We start from the raw sequence: 26,555 nt of genomic DNA, 5'->3' as shown, positions 1-26,555 counted from the left end.
AATGACTAATGTGTTATCATAATGCACAACTTGATCCTTAAATAAAAATTAGGGATAATTACTCAGAAAAACTGGGTCGGCTATGGCAAAAAATTACAAAAGACTGGCAACTAAGACATTAAAACTATCCGGTCAACCAAGTGGAACAATGGAAATTCAACCGGGGCGTGAGGAGCAGAGTAAGTTTAATTGGCGAGTGTGGGCAGCTATATTGGTACTGGCATCCGGTAGTATCGGATTTACAGCCACCTCTTTGCTGTTAAAGCTACCACAAGCCCCCAACTGTCCGAGGATATTTTGGCCAATTGCTTCAGCTTCTATGCGTCTGTACTGCGCTCAGTTAGAAGCTCAAAAAAAGACGGTAGACAGCCTGCTTAAAGCCATCAGTCTAGTAGAAGCCTTACCCAGTGACCATCCTCTACGTACAGAAATCAATCGAAATGTAGAAGAGTGGGCACTTGATATCCTCAGCATAGCCGAAGAAGAGTTTCAAAAAGGGGACCTAGAAAAATCTATTGCCATAGCTAAAAAAATCCCTGAACAAGTAGAAGCCCATAATCTGATCGAACAACGGATCGAACGTTGGCGTTCAATCTGGTCAAAAGGAGAGGGTATTTTTTCGGAAGTTGAACAGCATTTAAGAGATTCTGACTGGAATCTGGCTTTTCGTTCAGCGATTGAATTGTTGAACCTCGATAATAAATATTGGGCAACGACTAAATATGATGAAATCGTCCAAAAAATTCAACTCGCCCGCGAAGAAAGCAGTAAGTTAGATGCCGCTTATGTGTTTTTACGACGATATGGGTTAGATAATTGGCTAAAAGCCATCGAAGAAGCTCAAAAAATTAATTCTTCATCCTATGCTTATCAAGAGGCACAAAACCTGATCGGTAAAGCTAAAGATAAGCTACTGTCTTATGTACAAACATTAATCAAAAATCGGTCTTGGAACGAGCTACAACAAGTCGCTGATCGCATTCCGGAAAATTTGGTCTTAACTGAAGAAGTCAAAGATTGGAAAGCACTCGCCTCTGCTGGCATTGATGCTCAGACTGGGACAGTGGATACTTTACAAGCGGCTATCTTATCGGCCGAAGAAATTGCGGCTGATAGCCCCCTCTATGACACCGCACAGGAATTGATCAGCCGTTGGAAACAAGAAGTAGACGATGTTAAAGTCCTCAGTCAAGCCAAAGATTTAGCTGTATCCGGAACCGTAGAAGACCTTCATGCAGCCATCGCTAAAGCCGACTCCATCCCCACTTCTAACCCTCGTTATCAACAAGCACAACAGCAAATCCGAGAGTGGAACCGTCAAATTGAAGTCACTGAAGATCAGCCGATTTTAGATCAAGCTCAATCTCTTGCCAGTCGAGGAGATTTAGATGCTTTAAGAGAAGCCATTAGTCAGGCCAGTTTAATTGCTTCAGGTCGCGCTCTTTATCCCCAAGCTCAAGAGGAAATTCGGGACTGGAGAACTACTATTGAACGCAGCGAAGACCGTCCCTTGTTGGATCAAGCTATGGCTTTAGGGAATGCCAAAGATTATCCAAATGCCATCAACACAGCCGAACAAATTCGCCGAGGAAGGGTGTTGTATCCGGAAGCACAAGCAAATATTAATAATTGGCGGCGGGAAATAAAAGCTCAACAAGATTTACAGCAAGCTTATGCAATTGCTCAAGCCAGAACTTCAGAAGCTTTAGTGACGGCAATCACGATTATAAGACGGATTCCCTCTTCTACAGATGTAGGCACACAAAGCCGTCAGGCCTTGGATCGCTGGAGTTATCAATTATTAGATATTGCCTCTACTACAGCTAATCAAGGATTAATTGAAGAAGCTATTAAATTAGGACGAATTATACCGCCAGAAAGTTCTGCCTATCAGTCAGCTAAGGCTCAAATTCAACAATGGCGTAGTTTATTACAACCTCCTACTCCTGCGACTCCTCCTCCTTCGGTCACGGAAACCACTTATCCGGCTTCATCGGAGCAAACCCCCTAACTTTACTATCATCAAATAGGGGGTCAACCCACCCCCGGCTCAAGTGCGGGGAGTTTGACGAGATTCAGCAAGTGTTAAAATTTTTAATATTTTTTGGTGGATTTTACTGATAAAATATGAATATACACTAAATTGTTAGTGTTTTCTGGCTTCTTAAACTCCGAGAAGGGACTTGAGCAAATGTCTTGAATCAGTCCTTCTCATTTTTATCAGCATAATATAAAGTGTTTATTATTGGTTCCCTCTAAAGAAATATTTTTTAATATAATTTCTCTTGAACTTAAAGGTTCAAGCTTTTTCATTGATGAAGAATTATGAGCTTAACCTAAATCACCACCCCGTGCAAAAATTTCGATGACTTCCGTGCGGGTAAGCTGGTTTTTTTCGCCAATTTCTGCCAAGAGTTTCCAAGCGGTATCAGTTAATCTCATCGTTCTAAGTCGTTTGGTATCTTCGGTATAGTCACGGCTAAATTTCCCATCAAGTCCACGTTGTCTTCTGAGGGATTTTTGTCTTGTTCCTGAGTATTGGTTCATCTGTTACGATTTATTTGTTTCTTGTCTATTATTCTATAGAGCAAAAATAAGAAATTTATAAGAAAAGCCGCGTTTTGGGGATTTCTTTAGATTTGTTCATGCTTGTCAGGTGAGTGAGATTGGCATTGCCGAACCCGCTAATATAAATTAACCAGTTGCAACACCAATATCAATAGCCAGCAAGCGAAAAATGCTATTATCCCTTAGCGGAATCCAACTTAATTAATTCAGGTTCAGGTTCTTTATGTTTAGAATCCGCTTCGAGGGGAGATAATAAAGGAAAGAAAGGTTGATGAATACTAATTAACTGGGCTAGAGTTTTCTTTAATTGGGTACGAGGCACAATGGCATCCACAAACCCATGTTTAAGCAAATACTCAGAGGTTTGAAACCCTTCCGGTAGCTTTTCTCGTAGGGTTTGCTCAATTACCCGTTTTCCTGCAAATCCTATAGTCGCTTGAGGTTCAGCGATAATAACATCTCCCAACATGGCAAAACTTGCCGTAACTCCCCCTGTGGTGGGATGAGTCAGTACAGGAATATAAATTAATTTAGCTTCTCGATGGCGTTCTAATGCCCCAGAAATTTTAGCCATCTGCATCAGACTTAACATTCCTTCCTGCATTCTCGCGCCGCCAGAAGCGCAGATAATTACTAAAGGTAAACTATTAGCTGTGGCTTGTTCAGTTAAACGGCAAAGTTTTTCTCCCACTACCGATCCCATGCTACCACCCATAAAACGGAAGTCCATCACCCCCAGAGCCACTGGTAAGCCATCGAGTAAACCTGTACCGGTAGCCACAGCATCCTTGAGTCCGGTTTTTTCTTGAGTATCTTTGATCCGATCGCTGTAGGGTTTACGGTCTTTAAATTTGAGGGGATCGCTTGGAGATAAATGTTCTGCTAAGGGAGTCCAAGTGTTAGGATCGATTAACTGGCGAATGCGTTCATCACTATCAACTCGGTTATGATATCCACAATCTGGACATACCAATTGATTAGCCAATAAATCTTTTGAATAAGCGAGAACCCCACAAGAATCACATTTCGTCCATAGTCCATCCGCGATTTCCCGTTCTTGCTGTTGTTGGACGGAGGGTTCTGATTTTTGTCTGTTAGCAAACCAATCTAATAAAGACATAATTAACTTAATTCTCCTCTTCTAGAGGACTTAACAAGAGTAAGGCTGTCCATCGATCTTGTGAACGCACTTGTAAGGCGGCTTGACTTCCTTGACCACAATAAACGCCAAGACCGATATCAAGCACACGAGCGGGAATTTCATGAGCCGCCAGTATTTGCTGCATTAATTCAGCTTCCCAGCGAGCTTGAGTGGTTCGGATTGTAACCCAGCACACAGACTTTATTTTATCAACAGACATGAGCCATTATTCATTGATCTTCGATTTTTAATAAAGAGGGAAAAAGAATTTCATATAGGTTGATATCATCTTCTCTCCCCAAAATAAAGTCAAGGCGGCTCCCAAACCTAAAAACGGACCAAAGCGAATAGGGTGCCTACGCCCCATCTGAGTTAATAATATCGCTACAACACCAAAAGCTGTTCCCAACGCACAAGCTAAAAATCCCGTTAACAGCAAATATTTCCACCCTAACCAAGCTCCAATCATAGCGGCTAATTTTGGGTCTCCTCCCCCCATCGCTTCTTGTCCAAAAACCAAGGTTCCCACCCAACGAATAATCTCAAATAACCAAATTCCTAAGACGGCACCGACGATTCCAAACATGAGATTATGGGGAATTTGAGAAAAATCCGACCCGCCGCGCGTCCCTTGAAACACTAACCCCAAGACTAACCCCGACTGGGTTAAAGCGTTGGGTAAGGTCATGGTATCTACATCAATGAGGGATAATGCCAGTAACCAGCTACAAAAAGCCCAATAACCTAGGGTTGATAGCTCAAAACCAAATTTCCAAAAAACCAAGCCAAATAATAAAGCTGTAGCCGCTTCTACTAGGGGGTAACGAATGGAAATAGGAGACCTACACCAACGACAGCGCCCTCTTAACCAAAGCCAACCTAAAATCGGTACATTTTCCCGACTTCCCAGTTTATGGGAACACTTGGGACAACGCGAAGGCGGATGGATTAAGGATAATCCTGCTGGAATGCGATAAATCACCACATTTAAAAAACTGCCAATAGCTGCACCAAAGGCAAAAACAAATAAGGTTACTATCACATTAACCAGGGTTTCCATTTTCGGAGTTTCATCGTCTCTAAGACTGGAAGAGAGGTTTTGGATTTAATAGATTTCTGATTCGAGTTGTTTAATGGATACAAAACATTCTCCGGGTAAAAGGATCGGTTTCGCATTAAAAATCAGTTGACCCCGATGAGTTTCTCGATTAATTGCCACACCAAAGGGCCGCTGTGTTAATTTTGAGTGCAAAGAGCAGTAGGTCCGGTAAATCCGTCTCGCTGCTCTGAGGAGGGTGGGATCTAGCAGAATGGGAATGTCCATGTCTAGATTTTTTTGTTTGGCTTGCTCTGATAGATATACCACTATCCTATCTCCCAATTATTAACTTGTCTTGTAATTGATATAGATGTTACACAATTGTTTAAGACGTAGATCACCCTTGTAAAGATTCTAAGACATTAATCAAAACTTCTCCCATGCCCTTACATCCCACTAACGTCATTCCTTCTGACATGATGTCTCCTGTACGATAGCCTTTTTCTAATACGGCTAAAACCGCTTGTTCGATTTGATCGGCGGCTTCTGGCTCATTTAAGCCATATTTCAACATCATGGCGGCACTGAGTACCTGAGCAAGCGGGTTAGCTTTATCAAGTCCTGCAATATCGGGGGCTGAACCATGTACCGGTTCAAATAGTCCGGGTCCATCTGAACCTAAACTAGCAGAGGGTAACATCCCAATACTACCGGTTAACATAGCGGCTGCATCCGAGAGGATATCGCCAAATAAATTGCCGGTGACGATGGTATCAAATTGTTTTGGGTTACGCACTAGCTGCATAGCCGCATTGTCAACATAGAGATGAGACAGTTCTACATCTGGGTATTTTTCGGCCATTAAAGTTACGCGATCGCGCCATAATTGGGAGACATCTAAGACATTGGCTTTATCCACAGAACAGAGCTTTCCTCGACGTTTTTGGGCTGTTTCAAAGCCGATTTGAGCAATGCGGTCTATTTCTGATTCTGTATAGGCCATGGTATTCACGCCCCGTTTTTCGCCGCTTTCTGTCTCAAAAATTCCCTTCGGTTGACCAAAATAAATGCCGCCGGTGAGTTCTCGCACCACCATAATGTCCACGCCTTCGACGACTTCTCGTTTGAGGGTGGAAGCGTCGATTAACTGCGGTAAAATGGTGGCCGGACGTAAGTTAGCAAATAATCCTAAGCCGGCTCTGATGCCTAATAATCCCGTTTCTGGGCGTTGATGACGGGGCAAATTATCCCACTTATAACCCCCGATGGCGGCTAAAAGCACTGCATCACTGTTGCGACAAATCTTTAAGGTTTCTTCGGGTAAGGGGTTTCCGGTTGCATCAATGGCAGCACCGCCGATGAGGGCTTCTGTAAACTCAAAATTTAGGTCGAATTGTTTGCCTATCACCTTTAGGACATCTACGGTTACGGCTAAAATTTCAGGTCCGATACCATCGCCAGGAAGTAGGGTTATGCGGTGTTGCCGAGTCATGAGCGCTTTCTTTTCCGTTTTTATTGCCAATCTTCTATTATAGCAGTAATTCTGCAATTAAATTCTTAATTTTTACAGTTGGGCCGATTTTTGTGATTGATTTTCTGTAAAAACATTAGATCTCTTCTAAAAGGGTTATTTTAGATTATTGTCCACAGATAAACCTTGCCCTGAGCGGTAGCCAAGCGGCAGATAAATACAGATAAAATAGATCAAATATTTGGCAAGGGGTCTATTTTACTTTTGTAGAAGTTTGAGAAACTTTTTTGATAAGTCTCTCTAGAGATAGATAACGCTTCAGTTCGAGTATTTTATACTTTTTGATAGAGAAAACTTAAAAATAATATCATGTCAAATCATCCTATGATTGATATATTTTTCGACAAAATTTAGTGTTTTTTTAAACAATAAATATAGATATATCAAAATATATAGGATTAAAAAAACTACTCGAAAAAAAAGGTTATTTTAAGTCAAACTGTTTATTTTAAGTAAGCAGTATTTCCCCTTTAAAAATATTAGTGATTTCAAGAAAAGTTGTAAAAAATATGCACTTAGAAGTATGGCCAGGTAACGTTTATCCTTTAGGTTCCTATTGGGATGGAAAAGGAACAAATTTCGCTTTATTTAGTGAAAATGCCACAGGGGTCGAACTTTGTTTATTTGATAAAGACGGTGTTGAACAGCGTATTACTCTAACCGAATATGACAACTATGTTTGGCACTGTTATATCCCTGGTATATCACCCGGACAACGTTACGGTTATCGGGTACAGGGGCCTTACGATCCTGCTAGTGGTCATCGCTTTAACCCCAATAAATTGCTGATAGACCCCTATGCTAAAGCGATTGATGGGGATGTGCAAAATGGTCCAGAACTGTTTGGTTACTCTTTTGATGACCCAGAAGAAGACCTGTCTTTTAATGATACAGATAGCGCACACTTGATGCCAAAATCTGTGGTTGTGGATGAGTCGTTTGACTGGGAAGGGGATAAACTCTTACGAATTCCCTTTCATGAAACTATTATTTATGAACTTCATGTTAAAGGGTTTACCAAATTACACCCCGATGTACCCGAAGAACTGCGGGGAACTTATGCCGGACTCGCTCATCCTGCTAGTATAGCCCATCTTCAAATGTTAGGCATTACGGCGGTAGAATTGATGCCGGTGCATCACTTTTTAGCCAACCCTGGACATTTGGCCGATAAAGAACTCAGAAATTATTGGGGTTATGATTCTCTTAATTTCTTTGCTCCCTACTCAGGCTATAGTTATGATCAAAGGCCCGGGGGTCAGGTCAAGGAATTTAAAGAAATGGTCAAGGCGCTGCATAAGGCCGGCATTGAGGTGATCTTAGATGTGGTCTACAATCATACCGGCGAAGGCAATCATAAAGGCCCTACCCTGTCCATGCGAGGGGTGGATAATGCGGCTTATTATCGTCTGGTAGATGATGAACCTCGCTATTATATGGATTTTACCGGCTGTGGTAACTCCCTCAACGTGCGCCACCCGCAAATCTTGAAGTTAATTATGGATAGTTTGCGCTATTGGGTTTTAGAAATGCACGTCGATGGGTTCCGCTTTGACTTAGCCTCAGCTTTAGCGCGAGAATTATATGATGTGAATAATCTCTCGGCATTCTTTAACATCGTTCATCAAGACCCTGTTATTGCTGATGTAAAATTGATTGCTGAACCTTGGGATGTGGGAGATGGCGGCTACCAAGTGGGGAACTTTCCTCTGTTATGGTCAGAGTGGAATGGTAAATATCGGGATACCATACGGGACTTTTGGCGCGGTGAACCTGGTAGCTTAGGAGAATTTGCCTATCGCTTTACAGGGAGTTCTGATTTGTATCAAACCAATGGGCGCAGTCCCTATGCCAGTATCAATTTTATCACCGCTCATGACGGCTTTACCCTTTACGATTTGGTCAGCTACAACGATAAGCACAACGAAGCTAATGGCGAAGATAATAATGATGGAGAATCTCACAACCGTTCTTGGAATTGTGGGGTAGAAGGAGAAACCGATGAGCCGGAAATATTAGCCTTGCGGGAACAACAAAAGCGTAACTTTTTAGTCACCCTGCTGCTATCTCAAGGGGTTCCCATGATACTGGCAGGAGACGAAATGCAGCGAACCCAAAAAGGGAATAATAATGGCTATTGTCAAGACAATGAGGTTTCTTGGCTCAATTGGGAATTAGTCAATGAAAAAGCCCAACTATTAAATTTTGCTCGTCAGTTAGTTTTCTTCCGCCGCAAACATCCCGTTTTTCAACGACGCAGATGGTTTCAAGGTAGCCCCATTTTTGGTAAGACCATTAGTGATATTCATTGGTTTAACCCGAATGGAACTGAAATGACTGAGGAAGAATGGCAAGATGGTTTTGCTAAAACCCTGACGATTTTCTTAAATGGTAAGGAAATTCCGCGAGTGGGTTTTCAAGGTCAACGCATTATTGATCAGAGTTTTATATTGTTCTTTAATGCTTACTGGGAACCTCTTGAGTTTTTTCTACCTGAAGGGTTACAAGCTCAAGAGTGGCGGGTGGTTGTTGATACTACTCAGCCGAGTTTTGTTGAAGAAGGAGCGATTTATAAAGGAACTCAAGAGCTTATCATTGAAGGACGATCAATCATGGTATTAGAATCTATTGAGTAAGTCCTAATTTGACTTCTGTGCCATCCCTTCTCCTACAAAGAGAGGGGAATCATTATTTGTATGTATGCGATGAGTTTCCTATTAGACCTCTTGCACAAATCAGAATTGTTGCAGAAAATTAATAGTTCACAAGGCAAAGCCGCTCAAGCTGCGTTTACCTGAGCAATTTTATTGACCTAGAGGAATTTTTTAGGCGGCAAGAGGTATGGCAAAAATATTAAAACTTACGCACCGTAACCCAATTATTAGGGTTTGAGATTGTCCGCGATCCTTCGCACAGCGAGGGATGACATAAAATCGTTGTTTTTAATCAGGAGTGCGTAACTCCTAAATATAATCCTTTTTATTTGTGATCTGCTAGGGTAATAGGTTTTTATTCTGTCCAGAGGACGATTAAATTTAATCTAAATTATGGCTATACTTATGGCTGTAATCAAATTCACTACATAGAGAAATCAACAATTATGGAAGAATTTTTGCGCCATTTATTAGGAAATAATATAACGGTTACTTTATTATTTTTAATTATTGGATGTTGTTGGCTATTTTACATTCCAGGACATGGAAATAATTAGAGCTTATTTACTTTGTTCCTTTACAGAGTAGAGGGTTTTATGGATTTATTTTAGATGAAAAGATTGTTCCATCGAAGCATCACGACAGGAAACTATTGTATGAGTTTCTCACATCTAATTACTGATGGATATAAATCTAGAAGAAGCAAAATTTGTTGCTTGTTCTGCTTGCTGAGTTAAATTTGGCTGCCCATGAGTTTAGACATAACTTCGTATAAATCCAGCCATTCTTGTGACTCTTGTATTGTTTTATTACTATTTTGTAAACTGTAATTTAGCCGAGAGCGAACTGTGCTTAAATTAAGTTCTTGTTTTTTGTGCTTGAGTAACTCGATTGTATTAGACCGATATTGCTCTTCAACTTCTTGATATTTTTGCTCTAATTTGTTGATAGATTTTTGCAAAATAAGGGCTTTTTCTTCAGCTTTCTGCTGCTGATTTTCAATTTTAGTAAGTTCCTTTTGAAGTTGCTCTAAAGTTTGTAGAGTTGATGCTTCTGTTGGTTCCAGTAGCAACAGTTGATTCTTGTGTAAAACTTTTATTTCTTGTTGCTTCTCTTGTTGATAAGCTGGCTCTTGATTGAAATTTGGTGAAAAACCATTTAATGATTTTTTAACAAGTTGTTTTTCCAAAAATGGTATATTTTGTTCATTTAGCAATTGATTAATTTGTTCCTGTAAAGCTTGAGTTTTTTGCTGATAAATCTGAATTAATTCTTGTTTAACTTGATACTCGGCTTTTAATTCTTCATTTAATCGAGTAAGTTGTTTCATGAGTTGTTTTAAGCGTTTTTGCGATTTTTCTGTTTCTTTAGCTAAACGTTGGTTTTCTTTTAAGAGTGAATCTTGCTTTTTTTGCTTTTGTTGTAGTATTCTCTCTAAAAACCACCAAGCGCCTAAGCCTCCCGACAAAAATAATGAATATGTTAAGGTATAGTATTTATTCGCGCCATCGGCATTGAACAAACTTTCAGGGGAAGCTTTTACCCAAGTTGCTAAGTCTTTTTGAAACGAGGGGGGTGTACTCCGAATATAGTAAACTCGCCCAAAAATTTTGCCTTGATTAACTTTACCCGTTTTTTCTAATATCTTAGAGTCAGGATTATTAAAATATTTTTCGGTGAATAAAGGAGGAGGATTTTGAAGGACACTATAAGGAGATTGGTATAAACTTTCAGGCGTTAAGTTGTCTTTCAAAGCTAAATTGGAACGGGAAGTATAAACTATTTGTTGATTTGGACAGTCAGGTAAATCGGTTTTACAATTGGTTATTACTAGCCCAAATAAGCCATAATTGCTATCTAAAGTTCGTTGCATTTCTTCTTCATTATTTTGAATAAGTGTATAAGATAGCTTAGTGGGTAGAGTATGAAATAAAAGGTTAAAGTAAACATTCTGTACTCGTACTATCGTACCTTGCCAATAACTTTGATAATTATAAAAATTGGCTAATGTAGCGATTGCCATAGCAGAAGAAGTTACGACAAATAATCGCATCAACATCAATTTTAAATTTTGCATGGTTGGTTCTTTTTTTTTAGATTTATTAGGCTAAACTAGCAGCTAAATGCCAAAATTCTAAAACTGTTTTTTGAAATTATCGAACGTTTTAAATCAGAAACCGTAACGCTTGAAAACCTTTAATTGATTATTAATTGATTCGAATATACTATTAGTTGTTTTACAATCAAAGTAACCAACTGTTTCAGCCAACCAATTTTTGATAGTTGCGACGGTTTAAGGAAAAATCTGTTTGCTAATTTTAGAAATTAAGTAGCGATGTACTCAGCAGATGTGGGTAGCGGTACATACCTTGGACTAAATAGCAGCGTTGTTGGTAGGCGGCGAGATAATCTACGCTCAGAAGTTTCAGCTTCGGTAGCGTAGCAGTTGAATATTCGGTTGTCGAGTTGAGTGGTGTACATCGCTTGTTTTCTTTATTTATCTACTGAGCTTATTTACTGATTTAAAGTAACAGCTTAAGCTATTCTGAAGTCAATTGTCAAGTTGAGCGAAGAGATGAGTAAATTAAACGATTACCTGCGATCAATCCCCGAAAGAACAAAAGGTATGCAGCGAAGCGAGGTCTAGTTTGAGGATCAACAGCGAGACTCATTCGGAGTAAACTTTCTTTCTGCGTCTCCTCATGAAAGCATGGGCAAAGTCGAGCAACTTCGGCACAAATCTTAATGTAATATTAATGATCTTGGTAATTATATAGGTTTATGAACATTGGGTAAAGAAGGACGAAGAGATAAATAAGCAAGCGCCCCTCCTAGAGGAACAAGACTTACTGCCCAAAAAATTCGAAAATCTCTAAGTCCTCGGCGACCCATATCATCTCCTAAAACCGCCGGAAATACCAGACACATTAAACAAAAATCTAAACTGATCAGATGAACAAAAGGATTAGTATGCCATTGCTGAACAAAATCTTGCCAATCTCCCGCCCAGATCGCATAAACAAGCAATCCGAGGGTAACTAAGCTGAGAAATATACCATACAAGCGAGAGTCTAAAATTTTTATCCATATATCTTTATAACTCGAGAATTCTTGATTAGGACGACGGACAATTAAATAAGGTAATAGTCCCATCACCCCCGCCCCATTGGAAGTTAAAAAAGACGGCCAAGCTGATATATTTTGTGTTCGCTCATCAATAAACAGAAAGCCCGCGTAAATCATCGGCCAAACGCCCATCAACCAAAATATAGATACCACAAAGGCATTAATATCTGAGATTTGAAATTTAATTAATTTTTCCATCAGCGTTAAAACACCCGGATGATCAAGAGGAGATATCAGTAACGTATAAGCCGTAAAAATTAACCACACTAACCACAGCACAATTTTTGTCTTCATGATTACTTTAATGATTTTGCCAGCAAAAATTGATTCAAGCCGCTCACAAAAAGCTCTGGATGTTCAACAGAATTTGGGCATTCATCGCTTCATCCCTAATTCATCCTATTCATTCAACATTTTTATCTGCTCTATCTCTAGACTGACTTTGGCAGAAAAAGTCTCATTAATACCAATTTTCCTTAATAAGGCAATTTTTTTTTATTAAGCGAAAATATAAAAATAGTTAAAAGTTATTTTTTAAGCGCTAAGTACCTGGACATAAATAAAGTTCATTATGTTAAGAAATGTTAAAGCCTTGAAAGGCTTTCCTGTTCCCTGTTCCCAGATCCGGTGTTCCCTTACCAAACAGTTAACTTTAATTTTGTCCAGGTACTTATAAACATCTTTAACTTGTGGGTAAAGTTAATGTCTCGGCTCTTGGTTTGATGGTTTTTAGTAAGTTAATATAATGATTAAAATCCTAAATCTGCCTTAGCCATTTTGGCGCGTTCCAAAAGAACATCATCCGGCAAATTTGACCACTCGGTTGCCCCAATTTCAGCATAAAATTGTTGATCATAAGCACGAGTTCTCACCACCACCGGCATAGGAACAGCATGACCTAAAATGAGTGCCTGTTGTTTAGAATCTAACTTGGCTAAAACCGATCGCAAACTCCCCCCACCCGATACGCCGGTGAAAATTGCATCAATATCTTTCTCATCATTCAGTAAACAGGTGATCCGAGTCCCCACCTGAGACATGACCTCATTATCAATACCCGAAGGACGCTGATCCACAATTAACAAAGTAACAAAATATTTCCGCATTTCCCGGGCAATGGTGCCAAAAATGGTTTGCTGAACAATTTTAGAATCTAAAAAGCGATGTGCTTCCTCAATAGTAATTACTAAATGACGGGGACGGTCTTGCGGTTTTTTCGTTTGTAAAAATAGTTCGGCTTTTTCCACATATTTAGCGTGAATGCGGCGGGTAATCATATTGGTGGCTAACATATAGGAAAGCATATTGCCCTGAGAACCAAATTCTACGACGACGTGCTTACCAGCATCCAAAGACTGTAAAATTTGGTCAATATAATTATGAGGACAGACACTGCGTAGATATTTTAAACTCTCGAGCCGCATCAACTTACGCTGCAACGACATAATTGAACCCGGATGACCTTGTTTATCGGTACAAAAAGTCTTAATCTCTTCATTACTCATGCTGACCAATTGCGTAATCCAAGACCGTCCAAACTCATTATTCAGGATAGCCGCATTATCGATACTCGCGTCTGATAATCCTAACTCACCGGCAATCAAGCGGATATCTTCGATTTCTATCTGATCATAACTTAGATAAAGTTCTTGAGCATCCCGCACTCCCCGTCGTTGGGTAGACTGAGGGTCAAGGGTATAAATTTCTACTTGTCCTGGAAATAATTGACGCAACCCCTTAACCGTAGAGATTTGTTTCCCCTCCTGCATGGCCTCCCACCCATATTCTGAGTGCATATCAAACATTAGATTAACGGCGGCTTGTTTGCGGATAATTCCGGAAATTAACAGACGAGTCAGAAAAGATTTTCCCGTTCCCGATTTCCCAAAAACGCCATTACTGCGTTCCACAAAACGATCTAAATCGATACAGATAGGAACATCCATATCTAAAGGTTTACCAATGGCAAAATTGCGCCGCGTTATATCGTCATCCCATCCAAATACCATGCGAAAATCTTGTTCTGAGGCTTCATAAACTTGGCTAAAATGGGCGGGAATGGTTTTAACCGGTAATAATTCTAAATCGGCATTAGTTTGGGCTTCAAAAGAGGCTAAAGAACTTTTACCATTGTCATGATTACCATTGGCAGAAGCGGCTGATTTATTGCCCTCGGTTGGGGTAAACATTAACATCGGCGCTAATTCGATCATGCCAAATGTTCCACTACCGGCCAGAATATCCAGCATTAAAGAATCGTCTATACTGGGAGGATTGGCTAAAATTCTCGGATTAGAGGTTCCTAAAGAGACATCCGTCAGCAGACAAAAGAAACGGGATCGTATTCCTTGGACGACTAAAAATTTACCGACCCGCATATCTTCTACAGACACACCTGGATGTAGCCGCACCTCTAACCCTTCCGAGAGGGAACCTTCAATAATAAAACCGAGGGGTTGTTCGTTCATGCTATCAGGAAACCAGAATAGAAATGTAAAACGAAGAGTCAAGAAACAGAATAATTGATTTTGTTCTCAGAGGAAAACTTTTTTTTGATGATGATAAGCAGGACGTGAGGTTTTAATAATCTATTTTATAATAAGCATAAGATTGTTGATTAATCAAGCTCCCCTTTTTTTTTAATGATGAATCCTCTACCCGTTTACATTCCCCCAACTTTCAAAGTTACCGATGAGCAATTTAGAGAAATTGCTGCGGCTAATCGAGATTTACGACTAGAAAAAACCGCTACAGGAGAATTGATCGTTATGCCCCCAACTGGAGGAAATACCGGAAGACGTAATTCAGATTTAGGTTATCAAGTCTATGCTTGGAATAAACAAGCCAACTTAGGTGTAGTTTTTGATTCCTCTACCGCCTTTGTCCTTCCTAATGGGGCAATTCGCTCTCCTGATGTGGCTTGGATTGAGCGGGAAAAATGGGATTCTTTGACCTCTGAACAGCAGAATGAATTTCCGCCGCTTTGTCCGGATTTTGTGATTGAATTACGCTCAAAAAGCGATTCTTTAAAAGATTTGAGAGAAAAAATGCTAGAATATTTAGACAACGGAGCGAAATTAGGTTGGTTAATTGATCCCCAAAATAAACAGGTGGAAATTTATCGACCTTTACAAGAAGTCAAAATTTTCAACGCACCTAAAAGTTTAACGGGTGAAGATATTCTGCCGGGTTTTGTTTTAGATTTAACGGCTATCTTCTCATAAAAGTGATCGCGCTTCGGCTATCCACTGCTGTACTAATTCTACCGGCGGGCATAAATCTTTTCGTTGCATTGTTGCCACTTGAAGCCGCAAAATTTGACGATGTAGTCGATAGGCTGGTGTTTGGCTTAATTGAGGGATAGAAGCAATTCCCGAATGTAATAATAAGCCGCAGTATTGACAGCCGACACTAGGCAGACGAGCTAAATCAGCTAAAGCGATCCATTTATTAATATACACAATATTCATGCCTAACTTATGGGCTAAAGTTTGTTTTAATTGAACTGTTTTTCCACGCTCTAGTAAATCTTGAGTTGTTGTAATGCCACAATTTTTTAATTGAGTTTGTTGTTGTTGACTCAAACCAGGCAATTTTTCGATGATCCAATAACAAGCTTGCATCTTTTTCAAGTATTTTACCTTAAACTATATTTTGAGGGAAAACGGCAACCAATTATAATACTGAGGATAAACGGGTAAACGCGGGACTAATTGCCATCCGGCCGGTTCTAAAAGCTTTTTTAAAATTGCTGGGTGAGGATGAGGATAATCAGGGTTTACCTCATCTACCGGACCAATTCCCCCTAAATCTCTAGCCCCTGCTTGGATACATTCGAGTAAAATTGCCGGGTGAGCCACTAAATTAGGCGGAATTTGAATATTAATCGAACTGGGAAGGATTTGCCTCGCTATTTCGACAACTTTGGGTAATTGCTGCAATTTAAATGCAGGGGCATCAAAAAGCTGTTGATGTCCTGGGCTATGCGGCTGTAAGATGACTTCTTGAATATGTCCCCACTGTTGATGTATAGAGGCTATCATTTCTAAACTATCCCGGCAATCTTGTTCTGTTTCCCCAATGCCTAAAAGTATACCGGTGGTGAAAGGAATTTTGAGTTCTCCTGCCCATTGTAGCTGTTGTAGTCGCAATTGAGGGTTTTTACTGGGGGCATGGCGATGAACAGAGTCTAATAATTTCGGTGTTAATTGTTCCAACATTAACCCCATAGATACATTAACCTGTTTGAGCCGCTCCATTTCTTCTTGACTGAGAGGCCCGGCATTAGTATGAGGAAAAAATCCCATTGAAAGTGCTAATTCACAGATGTCATAAATTCGTTGAAACCAACTTTTCCGTTGAGGAGAATGGGGATGAACTTCTCCGCTAAGAATTAAAATTTCTGTAATTCCTTGATGTTGCAGTTGTTGTAATTTTTCTCTAGCTGCCGTTAAACTTAACCAGGGACTTTGGCCTATATCCGTGCGAAAATTGCAATAGGTACAGCGATTAAAGCACTCATAAGTGGGCACTAAAGTATAGGCAGGGCTATAGGTAACAACGAAAGAATTGGGATCGTTGTTCATTTTTAGTTAGGAGTTTTATGAAAGGGTAGATAAAGAGATAGACCTTTGGTTTAAGCATATCCCTTTACTTATTTTTACCCGATTATTTCAACTATAAATATATATAGCGATATACGATTAGCTAACGCTGGTTGCATAGACAGCAACGGCTAATAAGCCACCAACCAAGAACAAACCTAAAATTCCTAAAATTATATAATTACGCTGTTCTGTTTTAGATGGAGGGGTAGCTTGATAAACTTTCGGCTCTGCTGCAAAGTTGTTTAGCCGTCCACCTTCTTCAGTTGTATAGGGCATAGATTAAAACCTCTTGGAAATTGTTTTATTTTAGTTGTTATATGAATGATACATAAATCTTTACAAAAGTTCAACACCTGTTGGCGGTTGATCTTTTTTGGGGGGAATGCCCTTTGTACGAGTGCTATAATCGTGAAGCCTTGTTTGCTCCCTGTGAGCGGTGTTCTTTTCCCTGGGTATGGAGCTAATCTTTAGCCGCTTGCAAATCTTGTTCTAGTGTTTTTTCCAGAGATGATTCGGTAGGAGTTTGAGTGATGATCGGACTAGAAGACATTTCTTGTGATTTGATGCTAATCTGAATTTTGGGTCCTGAACTAGCTAGACGAATGACCATTCCATCATCTACTGCTAAGGGTGTTGTAATCAGTTTTCCCTCTATAAAGGTTCCGTTAGCTCCAAAACTTTCTAATTCCCACTCTGAGCCATTTTTCCTTAGTTCTAGATGATGTCGAGACACTACTGCACTGTACAGAACTACATTATTATCTATCCCCCGCCCAATCCGAATGATAGATTCGTCTTCAAATGTCCAATGTTGTAGCGGGATTGTTTTGGTTGGATGTAGTAGGGTCAGAATAATCACTGATGTTCCATTAGAGTAGATTTGGTTATAAATTGACTGAGTTGGATCAGTCAAGGGGTTATGTGTTCCCACCGAAGGCAATAGGAAAGCGGTGGAACTTTGTATTTTTACTTCATATATTTTAGCGTGAACTATCCCTATTGCTGTAATGAATAAAATTATAACATAAATCTCTCGGCAACTCTGCAAGCTGATTTTGGCAACAATTTGCCACAAATACTAACAATTTGCTTAAGAATAAACTTTTTTACTTCTTGACAAAAAAGCAGAATTATAGTATGCTCTGCTTCAAGAATTTTGCCTGAAAAGACTTTATCAAAACCTAAAGTTCAGTGGAGGATAACTCAAGTTTCTTAATACTTATTTTAGCTTTAGTCGGATTAGATCTGTGAATACAGAAGGAGAAGTTAGCTTTTGATGACTTGTGTTGTTAAATAGGTTTTTGCGGTCAAGAAGATTTATGAAATTTGGTGCTAACATGATGTTTTATGTTGTAAGTTTTTTTGCAGCTTTCGACTCGAATGTACTGTTCAAGGATTGGCTAATTCACAAAACCCCTAACCGATTAATTTGATAAATGCCTCCTCATCTCTCGAACACTGCTTAAATTTTGTCATCGTTGATCCAAGGCTAATGTCTATGATTAAACTACGATCTCATCTTTTGGTGTATTGGATAGGATATAGAGGAAACTCTATTTGGCGTTGTTGGGTATACAAAAAAGCCTTAACTTGCCGGCAATCTTCTCATGAGGTCGTAGTGATGAAATCGCAAAGAGTTGAAGGCTGATTTTAGTACATCAGAACTAGCCGAGGTTAAAGAATCTTCTCTAACCATTAGCTTTTAATGATTGTTATCCACCTACTTAAAAGCCGTTCAATTTGCACCTGAGCCAATTAAAAACTACTCATATAATATAAAGTTTTAAAGTATAGGATTTAACACATAAAGATCAATCTTAGGAATTAAGCTTTTAAAAAGCTTTAGCAGTAAAATACAATCATAGAGTTCAATAACATAGCTGAAGCAAAATCAATAATCACTAAAATCTTTGCAAAGAGATGACATTTTTTCAGCAAATACTGAAAGAATTGTTCTTCAATTCAAGCAAGATCGATTATTTGAGGTGAACCTGGATAGAGGGAGCTTTAAGCCTCTACCCGTCAAACAATTCTCAAAGACTAATTTCAGACAAGAAGTAAGATATAAGCTTTATGGCTTTTTAGAAGATAGCGATTCAATCTAGCTGAAGATTTTTTAATTATTAAAGTCTTCAGTTAGTTTCATTGCTCAGGCATAGCCATGATCTCGAGCAGATAAAGAGGATTTTAGTCATCAATCAATCCTAATATTAATTTGTCTGAGTCTTTTGGGGTTGATAATACTCATGAGTTAAAAAAGGAACACTGACTAATTCTCCAGTTTGTTCTCCTAAAGTCACCCTTAAACCTTCGCCGCCTGCTTTAGTCTTCACATAAGCTAAGCCGAATGCGCCCTCTTGTGTTTCAGTACAGCTAGTGAGAATTCCTACCTTTTTGTCTTCTAAAATCACCTCAGTATGGGGTTGAACGCATTGACTTAATTTCACTCCCCAAAGTCTTTGTTTAACCCCTTTATAAGTGTTTAATCGAGCAATAGTTTCTTGACCAATGTAACACCCCTTCTCAAAAGAGATAGCCTTCCACAATCCGGACTCTAGGGCATTATAATCTTCTGTTAATTCATAATCCGGAACGGGTCGTCCTTGAAGAATGCGAAGTTGTTCCCAAACTCGGTTACCTAGCAAAGTAACTCCAGTATTAACCAGTTGCTCCCAAACCGTTAACGCCTCTTGCATGGGAACCATCAACGTATATCCAGGTAAAGCTAAACCACTTCCTAGCGCTACTCTGACTAAACTGTTATCTATTTTCTGTTGAATATGAGTATTTAGAGGTTGACCGATCAGGGGATCTAGATTCAATTTAGCTAAAACAGAATGGCTTTGGGGGCCAATAAGCGTAAAAATTGCATATTTTCCCGAACTATCCTCTAATTCTACCTTATCCATCGGAAAAATATAGCGATCCATCCACTGTAATAAAAACTGACGACGGTTAGGAGAAACCAACAGATAGATGGACTCATCAGTAACATAAGCTGTGGCTAAATCTAGGGTTCGTCCTGTAGAATTAACAAAAACCGTATCACATCCTTGTCCTGGTTTTAAACTGTTAATATTATTGGTGGTTTGATTATGTAAAAATCGCAATCGTTCGTTGCCTTTGAGTTGAATTAAACCCCAATGAGAACGATCCGACAAAGCGACTCCGGTTTGTGCCGCCTTGATCGCTTCACCATCATTACCAAAACTGCTGGCAAAAGTGCCATCGGCTGATATAACTGCGCCTAATTTAATTTGATGTGCTTTAAGTGCTGAAATCATAACTAATATGGGTTATCAAACGTAATTAAGTAGGTAAATTCGCAAAAACTTCTTTCACTAAGTATTGAGTTTTTGTTTCTAGACGATGCCAGTCCACATCTCCAGTTTCATCAATCAAGGCAGGGTCTATATCCACTTCTTGAGAATTATCAATTGATGCTTCAGTAGAGGAAGATATTGGGTAGTCTATAAAACAAATTTTAAAACACAAATCCCAAATATTTACTGTAACCGAGTGATGCTGATGAGTCAAACAAAGTTGATATCCTGGAAAAGGGGTTTGTATTTCTTGATAGGTTCCACTCCATGAAGACTCTTCGAGTTGTTTACGAAGATTATCCATCACTCGGATAAAAGCCGGTTGCATGAGCAATTGTGCTTGTTCCCAGGCACGAGTATCTTTGAATTTAGGCTTCATCTAGTTTGTCGGCTAACCTAATTTTGTTTGTATAAATCATAATTATAGCTGTTGAGTCATTTAAGTAGAATAATTTAATCTGATGGTAGAGTCACTCAATTATTATGAAATTCTTCAGGTTTCTCCCCAAGCAACACACAGAGAGATAAAAATAGCATTGCGTCGTCAAGCCCGACAGTATCATCCACTTATTTATTGAACTAATCCCTAATAAAAAACAGCCCTTAAGCAATTCTGAGGGACAAAAATCAGAAAGTTAGGGCTGATTATATAGGTTGAGTCATCTACCACAAAAGTAGTTCAGAAGGAAGCGTTAATCATTTTAATAAGGAGCAGGTGATGAAGTTATCAAAGTAGCCTTTTTTAGATTGAGACTACTTTGAGTCCCCAGCAACTTTCTAGGAAGGAAAGTTTTTTTAAAAGTGAGTTATCTGACTTCTTCGAATATAGAAGCAGTTTATGTCAAACTTATGTCATCACTATGTCAATGGGATGAAATTTCATTCAAACTCAAAATCAAGCCAAAAAATTGTATTTTGCGGTTATTTTAGCCAAATCTTCAGGAGTATTACAATTAAATAACACATTAGGGTCACTGACTAATAATTCTTGCACTGATTGCCGCCCTAACCAATCCTGAAAAGACCTTCCTCCTTGGCGGATAAACTCATTGAGCAACGCCAAACAAGAACAGCGATAAAATCCACATAAGGGTTCCCATCTATTATTCCGTCGAGGAAGTACCGCCATCATATCTTCTGTTACGGTATAAAGAGACTGACTCCACTGCTGCAACTGTGACGCGCTCAGGTAAGGTAAATCACAAGCTAGTAAAAGAACCCAGTCGGTATTAACTTGAGTTAACGCTTGTGCAAAACCCACTAAAGGCCCGTGAGGCAAAGTTTCTCCAGGTAAACAGACCTCTCGAATCAGTTGACATCCATTAGGTAATATAGAATGGTATAGCTCAATCGCAGGAGTAATCACATAAACCCCCATAGCGCATTCAGTGGCGATCAGACAAATTTGTTTGAGTAGAGGAACGCCACCAAGATTAATCAGCGCTTTATCTTGTCCCATACGAGAACTTTGTCCTCCAGCGAGGACTATAGCGGTAATAGAACTTTTTGGAAATGGTTCCATGCTTTTAGGTTTAAAAAAATGATGAATAGAAGTGATCCTTTTGGGGAGGAAAAACTCAATAAAGTTCAATTAATGTGGTATCTGTTCCCCCTTATCGGTTGGATACCCTCTTTATGGACACTATACCGTCATCAGGGCAATACTGAGCAACGTTCAGTGAGCCGTCTATCAGTTAGGTTAACTTTAATATGGTTACTGGTTTATGCTACTCTCTGGACTGGATCTGCCTTGGGTTCAGACATCTGGACAGTGCGTTTACTTTATCTTAACGGTTTAGTAACCACAGGTTATATTCTCGCCTGTCTGAGTTTGATAGTACGTTTGTCGCGTCGTTAGTCGTTAGTCATTAGTCATTTGTCATTAGTAAATAAGTCGGTGAGCATAAATAAACGAATAATAAATTAACTCTTAAAAATGCCTAAAATTCTTTTCTATTGCCTGTTGCTATTTTACACTTAATAACCGACAACATAAAACTATTAATCAATGACTCTTGACTCTTGACTCTTGACTAATAAAGTTGTTGAATCCACTCCCATTCTTGAGTTAATCCTTCTGTCAAAGCCACTTGGGGATGATAACCTAAGAGTTTTTGGGCTTTAGTGGTATCTGCCCCAGTATGTCGCGCATCTCCCATCGCTTTTTCGATATATTCCCGTCGGATAGGACGACCGGTGATCTCATCAATTTTAGCCAAAACATCGGTTAATACCACTCGACTACCCCCACCAATGTTAAACACTTCTCCCACAGCTTCAGGGATAGTCCCAGCCGCTAAATTAGCCGCTATAACATCACTAACAAAGGTAAAATCTCGGGTTTGTTCTCCATCGCCATAAATGGGGATAGCTTGATCGAACATCGCCGCTTTAAAAAATTTATGAAAAGCCATATCAGGGCGCTGACGAGGACCATACACCGTAAAATAGCGCAAAGCCGTCACAGGCACCCCAAAATTTTGATGATACAACCAGCATAAACGCTCGGCTGCTAGTTTAGTAATGCCATAAGGAGAAACCGGTTGAGGGCAGATGGTTTCGGGTGTGGGTAGGGTTTCTGCATTACCATACACTGAAGAGGTAGAAGCAAAAACTAAACGCTTGAGAGATTTCGCCTCTTTAGCCGCTTCTAGGATAATCTGTGTGGCGTTAATATTGCGTTCGGTGTAAAGACGAAAACCCTCTCCCCAACTCGCCCGGACTCCCGCTTGTGCGGCTTGATGATAGATCACCTCAACATCCACTAACAATTTCTGCCAATCTAAAGCTTGTATATCGGCTTCTATAAATTCAAAATCGCTATATTTATTTAATATTTGCAAATTTTTGCGTTTTAACTGGGGATCATAATAGTCATTAACTTGATCGACACCAACGACCTTTTCACCTTGGGTTAATAAAGCTTCTGCCAGGTGAGAACCAACAAAACCAGCAACTCCAGTAACAATGTAACTAGCCATTGAAGCAAAAAATAAAAAATAAAGGTTAATTATCCTATTGTGAATCAAGAATCAGTAATAATTGATCCTTGTTTATAGGGTAACAGTATATTGGCTCGTGAAAGTATTAGTTGTTGGTAATGGTGGGCGAGAACACGCCCTAGCGTGGAAACTCCTACAATCTCCGAATGTGACAGGAGTATTTTGTACTCCCGGCAACGGTGGTACAGCCACTTTGGCAAAATGTGAGAATATTCCGGTCGCGGTGGATGATTTTGACGCAATAGCTCAAGTCGTTTTAGATAACGGGATAGACTTAGTGGTAGTGGGTCCGGAATTGCCCTTATCTTTGGGAATTAGTGATCGCTTACAACAAGATCAGATCAAAGTTTTTGGACCGACTCGAGAAGGGGCCCAAATAGAAGCGAGTAAATCTTGGGCAAAAGCGTTAATGATAGAAGCCGGAGTTCCTACAGCCATCGGAGAAAGCTTTAGTGATCCCGATGCGGCTAAAGCTTATATTAAACAACAAGGAGCGCCCATTGTCGTCAAAGCTGATGGGTTAGCGGCCGGTAAAGGGGTAATAGTGGCCCAAACCGAAGAAGAAGCCCTCAAGGCTGTAGATGCCCTCACAGAAGAAGGGTTTACTCAAATCGTCGTAGAAGAATTTCTCGTAGGAGAAGAAGTGTCTGTTTTAACCCTAACTGATGGGTTAACTTTTCGTCCTCTAATTCCTGCCCAAGACCATAAACGCATCGGCGAGGGAGATACCGGCAAAAATACCGGCGGAATGGGCGCTTATGCCCCGGCACCCGTGGCCACTCCTGAAATTATGGAACGAGTCGAAAGAGAAATTCTCGCCCCAACCGTAGCGGCTTTGAGAAATCGAGGTATTGACTATCGGGGCGTTCTTTATGCCGGCTTAATGATTTCCCCAGACGGGCAGGTCAAAGTTCTAGAATATAACTGCCGCTTTGGTGACCCCGAAACACAAGCCGTTTTACCCCTGCTAGAAACGCCTTTAGATCAATTATTACTCGCCTGTTGTGAAAAGCGCTTAGAACACTTTCCCCCGCTACAATGGAAATCAGCAACGGCTGTTTGTGTGGTGGCGGCTGCTGGAGGCTATCCTGATGCTTATGAAAAGGGTAAAGTGATTACAGGGATTGATCAGGCTTCCTCTTTAGGGTCTGTCGTGTTTCACGCCGGAACCAGCTTAAAAAATTATCAACTGGTTACCAGTGGGGGACGGGTATTAGGCATTACTGCCATTGGCGACACCTTTGAAGCCGCCATTGAGAAAGTTTATCAAGGAGTCAAGGCTGTTCAATTTGAAGGAATGTACTATAGACGAGATATTGGTCACCGGGTTAGCGCTCGCTAAATCCAACACTATTCTCAGTCACCATCAGTTATAAGCTAAGATAGTCATGCTTTCTTGTTTAAACTAAAGATAAAAATTGAATTTATTAGTGGTAACTGATAATTGATAACCGTGCTAGGACTACTCCAAACAATTCGAGAAGTTATTGGTCGTTGGTGGTCAGAGTTTACCCTCCAGACTAAATTAATGGCGGCAGCAACCCTTGCTGTGTCTCTATTCATGAGTGGTCTGACATTTTGGGCAGTCAACACAATTCAACAAGATGCCCGCCTCAATGATACCCGTTTTGGTCGAGACTTAGGGCTGCTACTGGCGGCTAATGTTGCGCCCTTAATTGCTGAGGATAATCTGACAGAGGTGGCGCGGTTTTCTAGTCGTTTTTATAGCACTACCTCTAGTGTTCGCTATCTAATGTATGCGGATGTTGAAGGAAAGATCTTTTTTGGGATACCCTACTCGGAACCCCAAGTGAAAAATTCTTTAACCATCGAAAGGACGATTCAGTTACCTGAGAATTATGCTAAAGACGCTGACCGGCCGATGGTTCGTCAACATTTGACTCCCAATGGAGAGGTGACGGATGTCTTTGTGCCGCTTAACCAAGATGGGAAATATTTGGGCGTGTTGGCCATTGGCATTAATCCTAATGCGACGGTGGCGGCTTCTTCTAATTTAACGAGAGATGTAACCATTGCTGTTTTTATTTCTATTTGGGCAATGGTGATTCTTGGGGCAGTTTTTAATGCTTTAACCATCACGAAACCCATTAAAGAGTTGCTAGTCGGGGTGAAAAATATTGCTACCGGCAATTTTAAACAGAGAATAGATTTACCCCTAGGCGGAGAGTTAGGAGAGTTAATTTGCAGTTTCAATGAAATGGCTGAACGGCTAGAACGCTATGAAGAACAAAATATTGAAGAAATGACCGCCGAAAAAGCTAAGTTAGATACGTTAGTTTCTACCATTGCTGATGGGGCAATTTTACTCGATACAAATCTACAATTATTATTAGTTAACCCGGCAGCTAGGCGTTTATTTAGTTGGGAAAATAAAGATGTAATCGGTCGGAATGTTCTGCATCTTTTTCCGCCAGAATTAACGGTAACATTAACTGAACCTCTCTATCAATTTGCGGTGGGTGAGCAGATTGAATCCCATGAAATTCATTTTCAAGGCAGTTCTCAGTTGACCATTCATCAGGAAATGCACAGCACACCCGGAGAATTTCGTGTCACCCTTTCTCATCCTAGTCCCCGCACGGTGCGTATTCTTTTAACTCAGGTTTTTGATCAATATCGGGAAACGGTTAAAGGCATAGCGATGACGGTACAAGATATTACCCGAGAAGTGGAATTAAATGAGGCAAAAAGTCAGTTTATTAGTAATGTTTCTCATGAGTTGAGAACGCCGTTGTTTAATATTAAGTCTTTTATAGAAACCTTAACTGAGTTTGGTGATGATTTAACCGAAAGTGAGCGGCGAGAGTTTTTAGAAACCGCCAATCACGAAACGGATCGTCTCACTCGTTTGGTGAATGATGTTTTAGATTTATCTCGTTTGGAATCGAGCAGGATTTATCATTTTGATGCGGTGGATTTAGGGCAATTAATTGATCAAACTTTACGGACTTATCAACTGAATGCCAAGGATAAAAATATTGAGTTATATCAAGAAATTGAAGCGAATTTACCGACGGTTTTAGGTCACTATGATTTGTTGTTACAAGTGATAACCAATTTAGTCGGCAATTCTTTAAAGTTTACTGAGTCGGGAGGACGGATTGTTATTCGGGCTTATAAACTTCGACCAAAATCTGAGCATTCTAGAAAAGCTTCTCAAGTTAGAATTGAAGTTTCTGATACCGGAATAGGAATTGATGCCGAAGACCAACAGGCGATTTTTGACCGCTTTTTCCGAGTAGAAAATCGGGTTCATACCTTGGAAGGAACCGGGTTAGGTTTATCGATTGTGAAAAATATTGTTGAAGAAAAACACCGTAGTAAAGTTCATTTAATTAGTGAGGTTGGTGTGGGAACCACTTTCTGGTTTGAGTTGGATGTTTATCAGGATAGCTCTTTAGAATCTCTGCCTTTAGAGCAAGAGTCCGGAAAAAGTTCCCAACCCCAGTCTCATACAACTCCTACAGCCTGAATCGGCCCCAGAAAAAAGGTTATAGCAGTGGTGCTTTTAATGTAGAATGAACTTAATCTCATTCATGAGGC

Annotated in this window: 26 protein-coding genes; 7 read left to right on the top strand and 19 right to left on the bottom strand. The window is 40.0% G+C overall.

Annotation, left to right across the window (positions count from 1 at the left end; genetic code table 11):
* Positions 1 to 148 precede the first annotated feature (148 nt).
* Positions 149 to 2,011, top strand: coding sequence for a hypothetical protein (locus tag CYAN7822_RS15925; RefSeq protein WP_041933273.1), 1,863 nt, complete (start codon positions 149 to 151; stop codon positions 2,009 to 2,011).
* A gap of 320 nt (positions 2,012 to 2,331) precedes the next feature.
* On the opposite strand, the gene CYAN7822_RS15920 is transcribed toward CYAN7822_RS15925, so the two are convergent.
* The 6 genes from CYAN7822_RS15920 to leuB all read right to left on the bottom strand — a co-directional run bounded on the left by CYAN7822_RS15920 (position 2,332) and on the right by leuB (position 6,240).
* Positions 2,332 to 2,547, bottom strand: coding sequence for a hypothetical protein (locus tag CYAN7822_RS15920; protein ID WP_013323303.1), 216 nt, complete (start codon positions 2,545 to 2,547; stop codon positions 2,332 to 2,334).
* A 196-nt stretch (positions 2,548 to 2,743) separates the two neighbouring features.
* Positions 2,744 to 3,688, bottom strand: a complete 945-nt coding sequence (gene accD / locus CYAN7822_RS15915) for an acetyl-CoA carboxylase, carboxyltransferase subunit beta (RefSeq protein ID WP_013323302.1) — start codon at positions 3,686 to 3,688, stop codon at positions 2,744 to 2,746.
* Between the two features lie 7 nt (positions 3,689 to 3,695).
* Positions 3,696 to 3,929 carry a class I SAM-dependent methyltransferase gene (locus CYAN7822_RS15910; protein ID WP_013323301.1) on the bottom strand — a complete coding sequence of 78 codons (234 nt, stop codon included), beginning with the start codon at positions 3,927 to 3,929 and terminating at the stop codon, positions 3,696 to 3,698.
* A gap of 27 nt (positions 3,930 to 3,956) precedes the next feature.
* The gene (locus CYAN7822_RS15905; protein ID WP_013323300.1) at positions 3,957 to 4,769 is read right to left on the bottom strand and encodes a prepilin peptidase; all 813 of its coding nucleotides are present in this window, start codon (positions 4,767 to 4,769) and stop codon (positions 3,957 to 3,959) included.
* Between the two features lie 45 nt (positions 4,770 to 4,814).
* Complete coding sequence (locus CYAN7822_RS39495; protein ID WP_013323299.1) at positions 4,815 to 5,075, bottom strand: hypothetical protein; 261 nt, start codon at positions 5,073 to 5,075, stop codon at positions 4,815 to 4,817.
* Positions 5,076 to 5,145: 70 nt separating this feature from the next.
* Entirely contained in the window at positions 5,146 to 6,240 is a 1,095-nt protein-coding gene (leuB, locus tag CYAN7822_RS15895; RefSeq protein WP_013323298.1) for a 3-isopropylmalate dehydrogenase, read from the bottom strand.
* Positions 6,241 to 6,788: 548 nt separating this feature from the next.
* Here leuB and glgX point away from each other — a divergent pair.
* Positions 6,789 to 8,915 carry a glycogen debranching protein GlgX gene (gene glgX, locus CYAN7822_RS15890; protein WP_013323297.1) on the top strand — a complete coding sequence of 709 codons (2,127 nt, stop codon included), beginning with the start codon at positions 6,789 to 6,791 and terminating at the stop codon, positions 8,913 to 8,915.
* 751 nt (positions 8,916 to 9,666) lie between these two features.
* Here the strand turns inward: glgX and CYAN7822_RS39070 are convergent.
* The 5 genes from CYAN7822_RS39070 to CYAN7822_RS15875 form a co-directional block, all read right to left on the bottom strand.
* Positions 9,667 to 11,010, bottom strand: coding sequence for a coiled-coil domain-containing protein (locus CYAN7822_RS39070; protein ID WP_013323295.1), 1,344 nt, complete (start codon positions 11,008 to 11,010; stop codon positions 9,667 to 9,669).
* Positions 11,011 to 11,103: 93 nt separating this feature from the next.
* Positions 11,104 to 11,214, bottom strand: a complete 111-nt coding sequence (locus tag CYAN7822_RS40505; RefSeq protein WP_071881425.1) for a transposase — start codon at positions 11,212 to 11,214, stop codon at positions 11,104 to 11,106.
* A gap of 44 nt (positions 11,215 to 11,258) precedes the next feature.
* Positions 11,259 to 11,414, bottom strand: coding sequence for a hypothetical protein (locus tag CYAN7822_RS37740; protein WP_157871815.1), 156 nt, complete (start codon positions 11,412 to 11,414; stop codon positions 11,259 to 11,261).
* A 288-nt stretch (positions 11,415 to 11,702) separates the two neighbouring features.
* Entirely contained in the window at positions 11,703 to 12,353 is a 651-nt protein-coding gene (locus tag CYAN7822_RS15880) for a hypothetical protein (protein ID WP_013323294.1), read from the bottom strand.
* Positions 12,354 to 12,808: 455 nt separating this feature from the next.
* Complete coding sequence (locus tag CYAN7822_RS15875) at positions 12,809 to 14,527, bottom strand: helicase HerA domain-containing protein (protein WP_013323293.1); 1,719 nt, start codon at positions 14,525 to 14,527, stop codon at positions 12,809 to 12,811.
* Between the two features lie 174 nt (positions 14,528 to 14,701).
* Here CYAN7822_RS15875 and CYAN7822_RS15870 point away from each other — a divergent pair, with 174 nt between their 5' ends.
* Positions 14,702 to 15,283: a Uma2 family endonuclease gene (locus CYAN7822_RS15870; protein ID WP_013323292.1), complete on the top strand. Its 582-nt coding sequence runs from the start codon at positions 14,702 to 14,704 to the stop codon at positions 15,281 to 15,283.
* Here CYAN7822_RS15870 and CYAN7822_RS15865 read toward each other — a convergent pair.
* From CYAN7822_RS15865 to CYAN7822_RS15835, 6 genes are all read right to left on the bottom strand, one after another.
* On the bottom strand, positions 15,278 to 15,682 hold the full coding sequence (locus CYAN7822_RS15865) for a DUF4332 domain-containing protein (RefSeq protein ID WP_013323291.1): 405 nt from the start codon (positions 15,680 to 15,682) through the stop codon (positions 15,278 to 15,280). The genes CYAN7822_RS15870 and CYAN7822_RS15865 overlap by 6 nt on opposite strands.
* A 24-nt stretch (positions 15,683 to 15,706) precedes the next feature.
* Positions 15,707 to 16,645 carry a 7,8-didemethyl-8-hydroxy-5-deazariboflavin synthase subunit CofG gene (gene cofG, locus CYAN7822_RS15860; RefSeq protein WP_013323290.1) on the bottom strand — a complete coding sequence of 313 codons (939 nt, stop codon included), beginning with the start codon at positions 16,643 to 16,645 and terminating at the stop codon, positions 15,707 to 15,709.
* 117 nt (positions 16,646 to 16,762) lie between these two features.
* On the bottom strand, positions 16,763 to 16,942 hold the full coding sequence (gene psb34, locus CYAN7822_RS15855; protein WP_013323289.1) for a photosystem II assembly protein Psb34: 180 nt from the start codon (positions 16,940 to 16,942) through the stop codon (positions 16,763 to 16,765).
* Positions 16,943 to 17,126: 184 nt separating this feature from the next.
* Complete coding sequence (locus tag CYAN7822_RS15850) at positions 17,127 to 17,525, bottom strand: FHA domain-containing protein (protein WP_041933785.1); 399 nt, start codon at positions 17,523 to 17,525, stop codon at positions 17,127 to 17,129.
* Between the two features lie 1,351 nt (positions 17,526 to 18,876).
* A complete protein-coding gene (gene ygfZ / locus CYAN7822_RS15840; protein WP_013323287.1) occupies positions 18,877 to 19,950 on the bottom strand; it encodes a CAF17-like 4Fe-4S cluster assembly/insertion protein YgfZ in 1,074 nt (357 codons plus the stop codon).
* Positions 19,951 to 19,975: 25 nt separating this feature from the next.
* Complete coding sequence (locus CYAN7822_RS15835) at positions 19,976 to 20,368, bottom strand: hypothetical protein (protein WP_013323286.1); 393 nt, start codon at positions 20,366 to 20,368, stop codon at positions 19,976 to 19,978.
* A gap of 82 nt (positions 20,369 to 20,450) precedes the next feature.
* Between CYAN7822_RS15835 and CYAN7822_RS35790 the strand changes: the two genes are divergently transcribed.
* Positions 20,451 to 20,567 carry a DnaJ domain-containing protein gene (locus CYAN7822_RS35790; RefSeq protein WP_071881424.1) on the top strand — a complete coding sequence of 39 codons (117 nt, stop codon included), beginning with the start codon at positions 20,451 to 20,453 and terminating at the stop codon, positions 20,565 to 20,567.
* Between the two features lie 317 nt (positions 20,568 to 20,884).
* Here CYAN7822_RS35790 and CYAN7822_RS15830 read toward each other — a convergent pair whose 3' ends face one another.
* Complete coding sequence (locus CYAN7822_RS15830; RefSeq protein WP_013323285.1) at positions 20,885 to 21,511, bottom strand: molybdenum cofactor guanylyltransferase; 627 nt, start codon at positions 21,509 to 21,511, stop codon at positions 20,885 to 20,887.
* 18 nt (positions 21,512 to 21,529) lie between these two features.
* On the opposite strand from CYAN7822_RS15830, the gene CYAN7822_RS35785 reads away from it, so the two are divergent.
* Positions 21,530 to 21,847, top strand: a complete 318-nt coding sequence (locus CYAN7822_RS35785) for a hypothetical protein (RefSeq protein ID WP_013323284.1) — start codon at positions 21,530 to 21,532, stop codon at positions 21,845 to 21,847.
* A gap of 175 nt (positions 21,848 to 22,022) precedes the next feature.
* Here the strand turns inward: CYAN7822_RS35785 and CYAN7822_RS15825 are convergent, their stop codons facing one another.
* Positions 22,023 to 22,970 carry an NAD-dependent epimerase/dehydratase family protein gene (locus tag CYAN7822_RS15825; RefSeq protein WP_013323283.1) on the bottom strand — a complete coding sequence of 316 codons (948 nt, stop codon included), beginning with the start codon at positions 22,968 to 22,970 and terminating at the stop codon, positions 22,023 to 22,025.
* Positions 22,971 to 23,067: 97 nt separating this feature from the next.
* Here CYAN7822_RS15825 and purD point away from each other — a divergent pair, with 97 nt between their 5' ends.
* Together purD and nblS are read left to right on the top strand one after the other, a co-directional pair.
* Positions 23,068 to 24,333, top strand: a complete 1,266-nt coding sequence (gene purD / locus CYAN7822_RS15820) for a phosphoribosylamine--glycine ligase (protein WP_013323282.1) — start codon at positions 23,068 to 23,070, stop codon at positions 24,331 to 24,333.
* Positions 24,334 to 24,444: 111 nt separating this feature from the next.
* On the top strand, positions 24,445 to 26,484 hold the full coding sequence (nblS, locus tag CYAN7822_RS15815; protein ID WP_013323281.1) for a two-component system sensor histidine kinase NblS: 2,040 nt from the start codon (positions 24,445 to 24,447) through the stop codon (positions 26,482 to 26,484).
* Positions 26,485 to 26,555 lie beyond the last annotated feature (71 nt).

It is taken from the genome of Gloeothece verrucosa PCC 7822 (assembly GCF_000147335.1).
In the GTDB taxonomy this organism is placed as follows: Bacteria; Cyanobacteriota; Cyanobacteriia; order Cyanobacteriales; family Microcystaceae; genus Gloeothece; species Gloeothece verrucosa.
This window is presented reverse-complemented; position numbering and strand designations above follow the sequence as displayed.

Coding starts and splice junctions, on each gene's coding strand:
- CYAN7822_RS35790 (WP_071881424.1), top strand. CDS start 20,451: ATGGTAGAGTCACTCAATTATTATGAAATTCTTCAGGTTTCTCCCCAA.
- CYAN7822_RS15830 (WP_013323285.1), bottom strand. CDS start 21,511: ATGGAACCATTTCCAAAAAGTTCTATTACCGCTATAGTCCTCGCTGGA.
- leuB (WP_013323298.1), bottom strand. CDS start 6,240: ATGACTCGGCAACACCGCATAACCCTACTTCCTGGCGATGGTATCGGA.
- glgX (WP_013323297.1), top strand. CDS start 6,789: ATGCACTTAGAAGTATGGCCAGGTAACGTTTATCCTTTAGGTTCCTAT.
- cofG (WP_013323290.1), bottom strand. CDS start 16,645: ATGAACAACGATCCCAATTCTTTCGTTGTTACCTATAGCCCTGCCTAT.
- CYAN7822_RS39070 (WP_013323295.1), bottom strand. CDS start 11,010: ATGCAAAATTTAAAATTGATGTTGATGCGATTATTTGTCGTAACTTCT.
- CYAN7822_RS37740 (WP_157871815.1), bottom strand. CDS start 11,414: ATGTACACCACTCAACTCGACAACCGAATATTCAACTGCTACGCTACC.
- CYAN7822_RS15925 (WP_041933273.1), top strand. CDS start 149: ATGGAAATTCAACCGGGGCGTGAGGAGCAGAGTAAGTTTAATTGGCGA.
- CYAN7822_RS15905 (WP_013323300.1), bottom strand. CDS start 4,769: ATGGAAACCCTGGTTAATGTGATAGTAACCTTATTTGTTTTTGCCTTT.
- accD (WP_013323302.1), bottom strand. CDS start 3,688: ATGTCTTTATTAGATTGGTTTGCTAACAGACAAAAATCAGAACCCTCC.
- CYAN7822_RS35785 (WP_013323284.1), top strand. CDS start 21,530: ATGATGAATAGAAGTGATCCTTTTGGGGAGGAAAAACTCAATAAAGTT.
- CYAN7822_RS15875 (WP_013323293.1), bottom strand. CDS start 14,527: ATGAACGAACAACCCCTCGGTTTTATTATTGAAGGTTCCCTCTCGGAA.
- CYAN7822_RS15870 (WP_013323292.1), top strand. CDS start 14,702: ATGATGAATCCTCTACCCGTTTACATTCCCCCAACTTTCAAAGTTACC.
- psb34 (WP_013323289.1), bottom strand. CDS start 16,942: ATGCCCTATACAACTGAAGAAGGTGGACGGCTAAACAACTTTGCAGCA.
- ygfZ (WP_013323287.1), bottom strand. CDS start 19,950: ATGATTTCAGCACTTAAAGCACATCAAATTAAATTAGGCGCAGTTATA.
- CYAN7822_RS15835 (WP_013323286.1), bottom strand. CDS start 20,368: ATGAAGCCTAAATTCAAAGATACTCGTGCCTGGGAACAAGCACAATTG.
- CYAN7822_RS15920 (WP_013323303.1), bottom strand. CDS start 2,547: ATGAACCAATACTCAGGAACAAGACAAAAATCCCTCAGAAGACAACGT.
- CYAN7822_RS15865 (WP_013323291.1), bottom strand. CDS start 15,682: ATGCAAGCTTGTTATTGGATCATCGAAAAATTGCCTGGTTTGAGTCAA.
- CYAN7822_RS15910 (WP_013323301.1), bottom strand. CDS start 3,929: ATGTCTGTTGATAAAATAAAGTCTGTGTGCTGGGTTACAATCCGAACC.
- CYAN7822_RS15825 (WP_013323283.1), bottom strand. CDS start 22,970: ATGGCTAGTTACATTGTTACTGGAGTTGCTGGTTTTGTTGGTTCTCAC.
- CYAN7822_RS15880 (WP_013323294.1), bottom strand. CDS start 12,353: ATGAAGACAAAAATTGTGCTGTGGTTAGTGTGGTTAATTTTTACGGCT.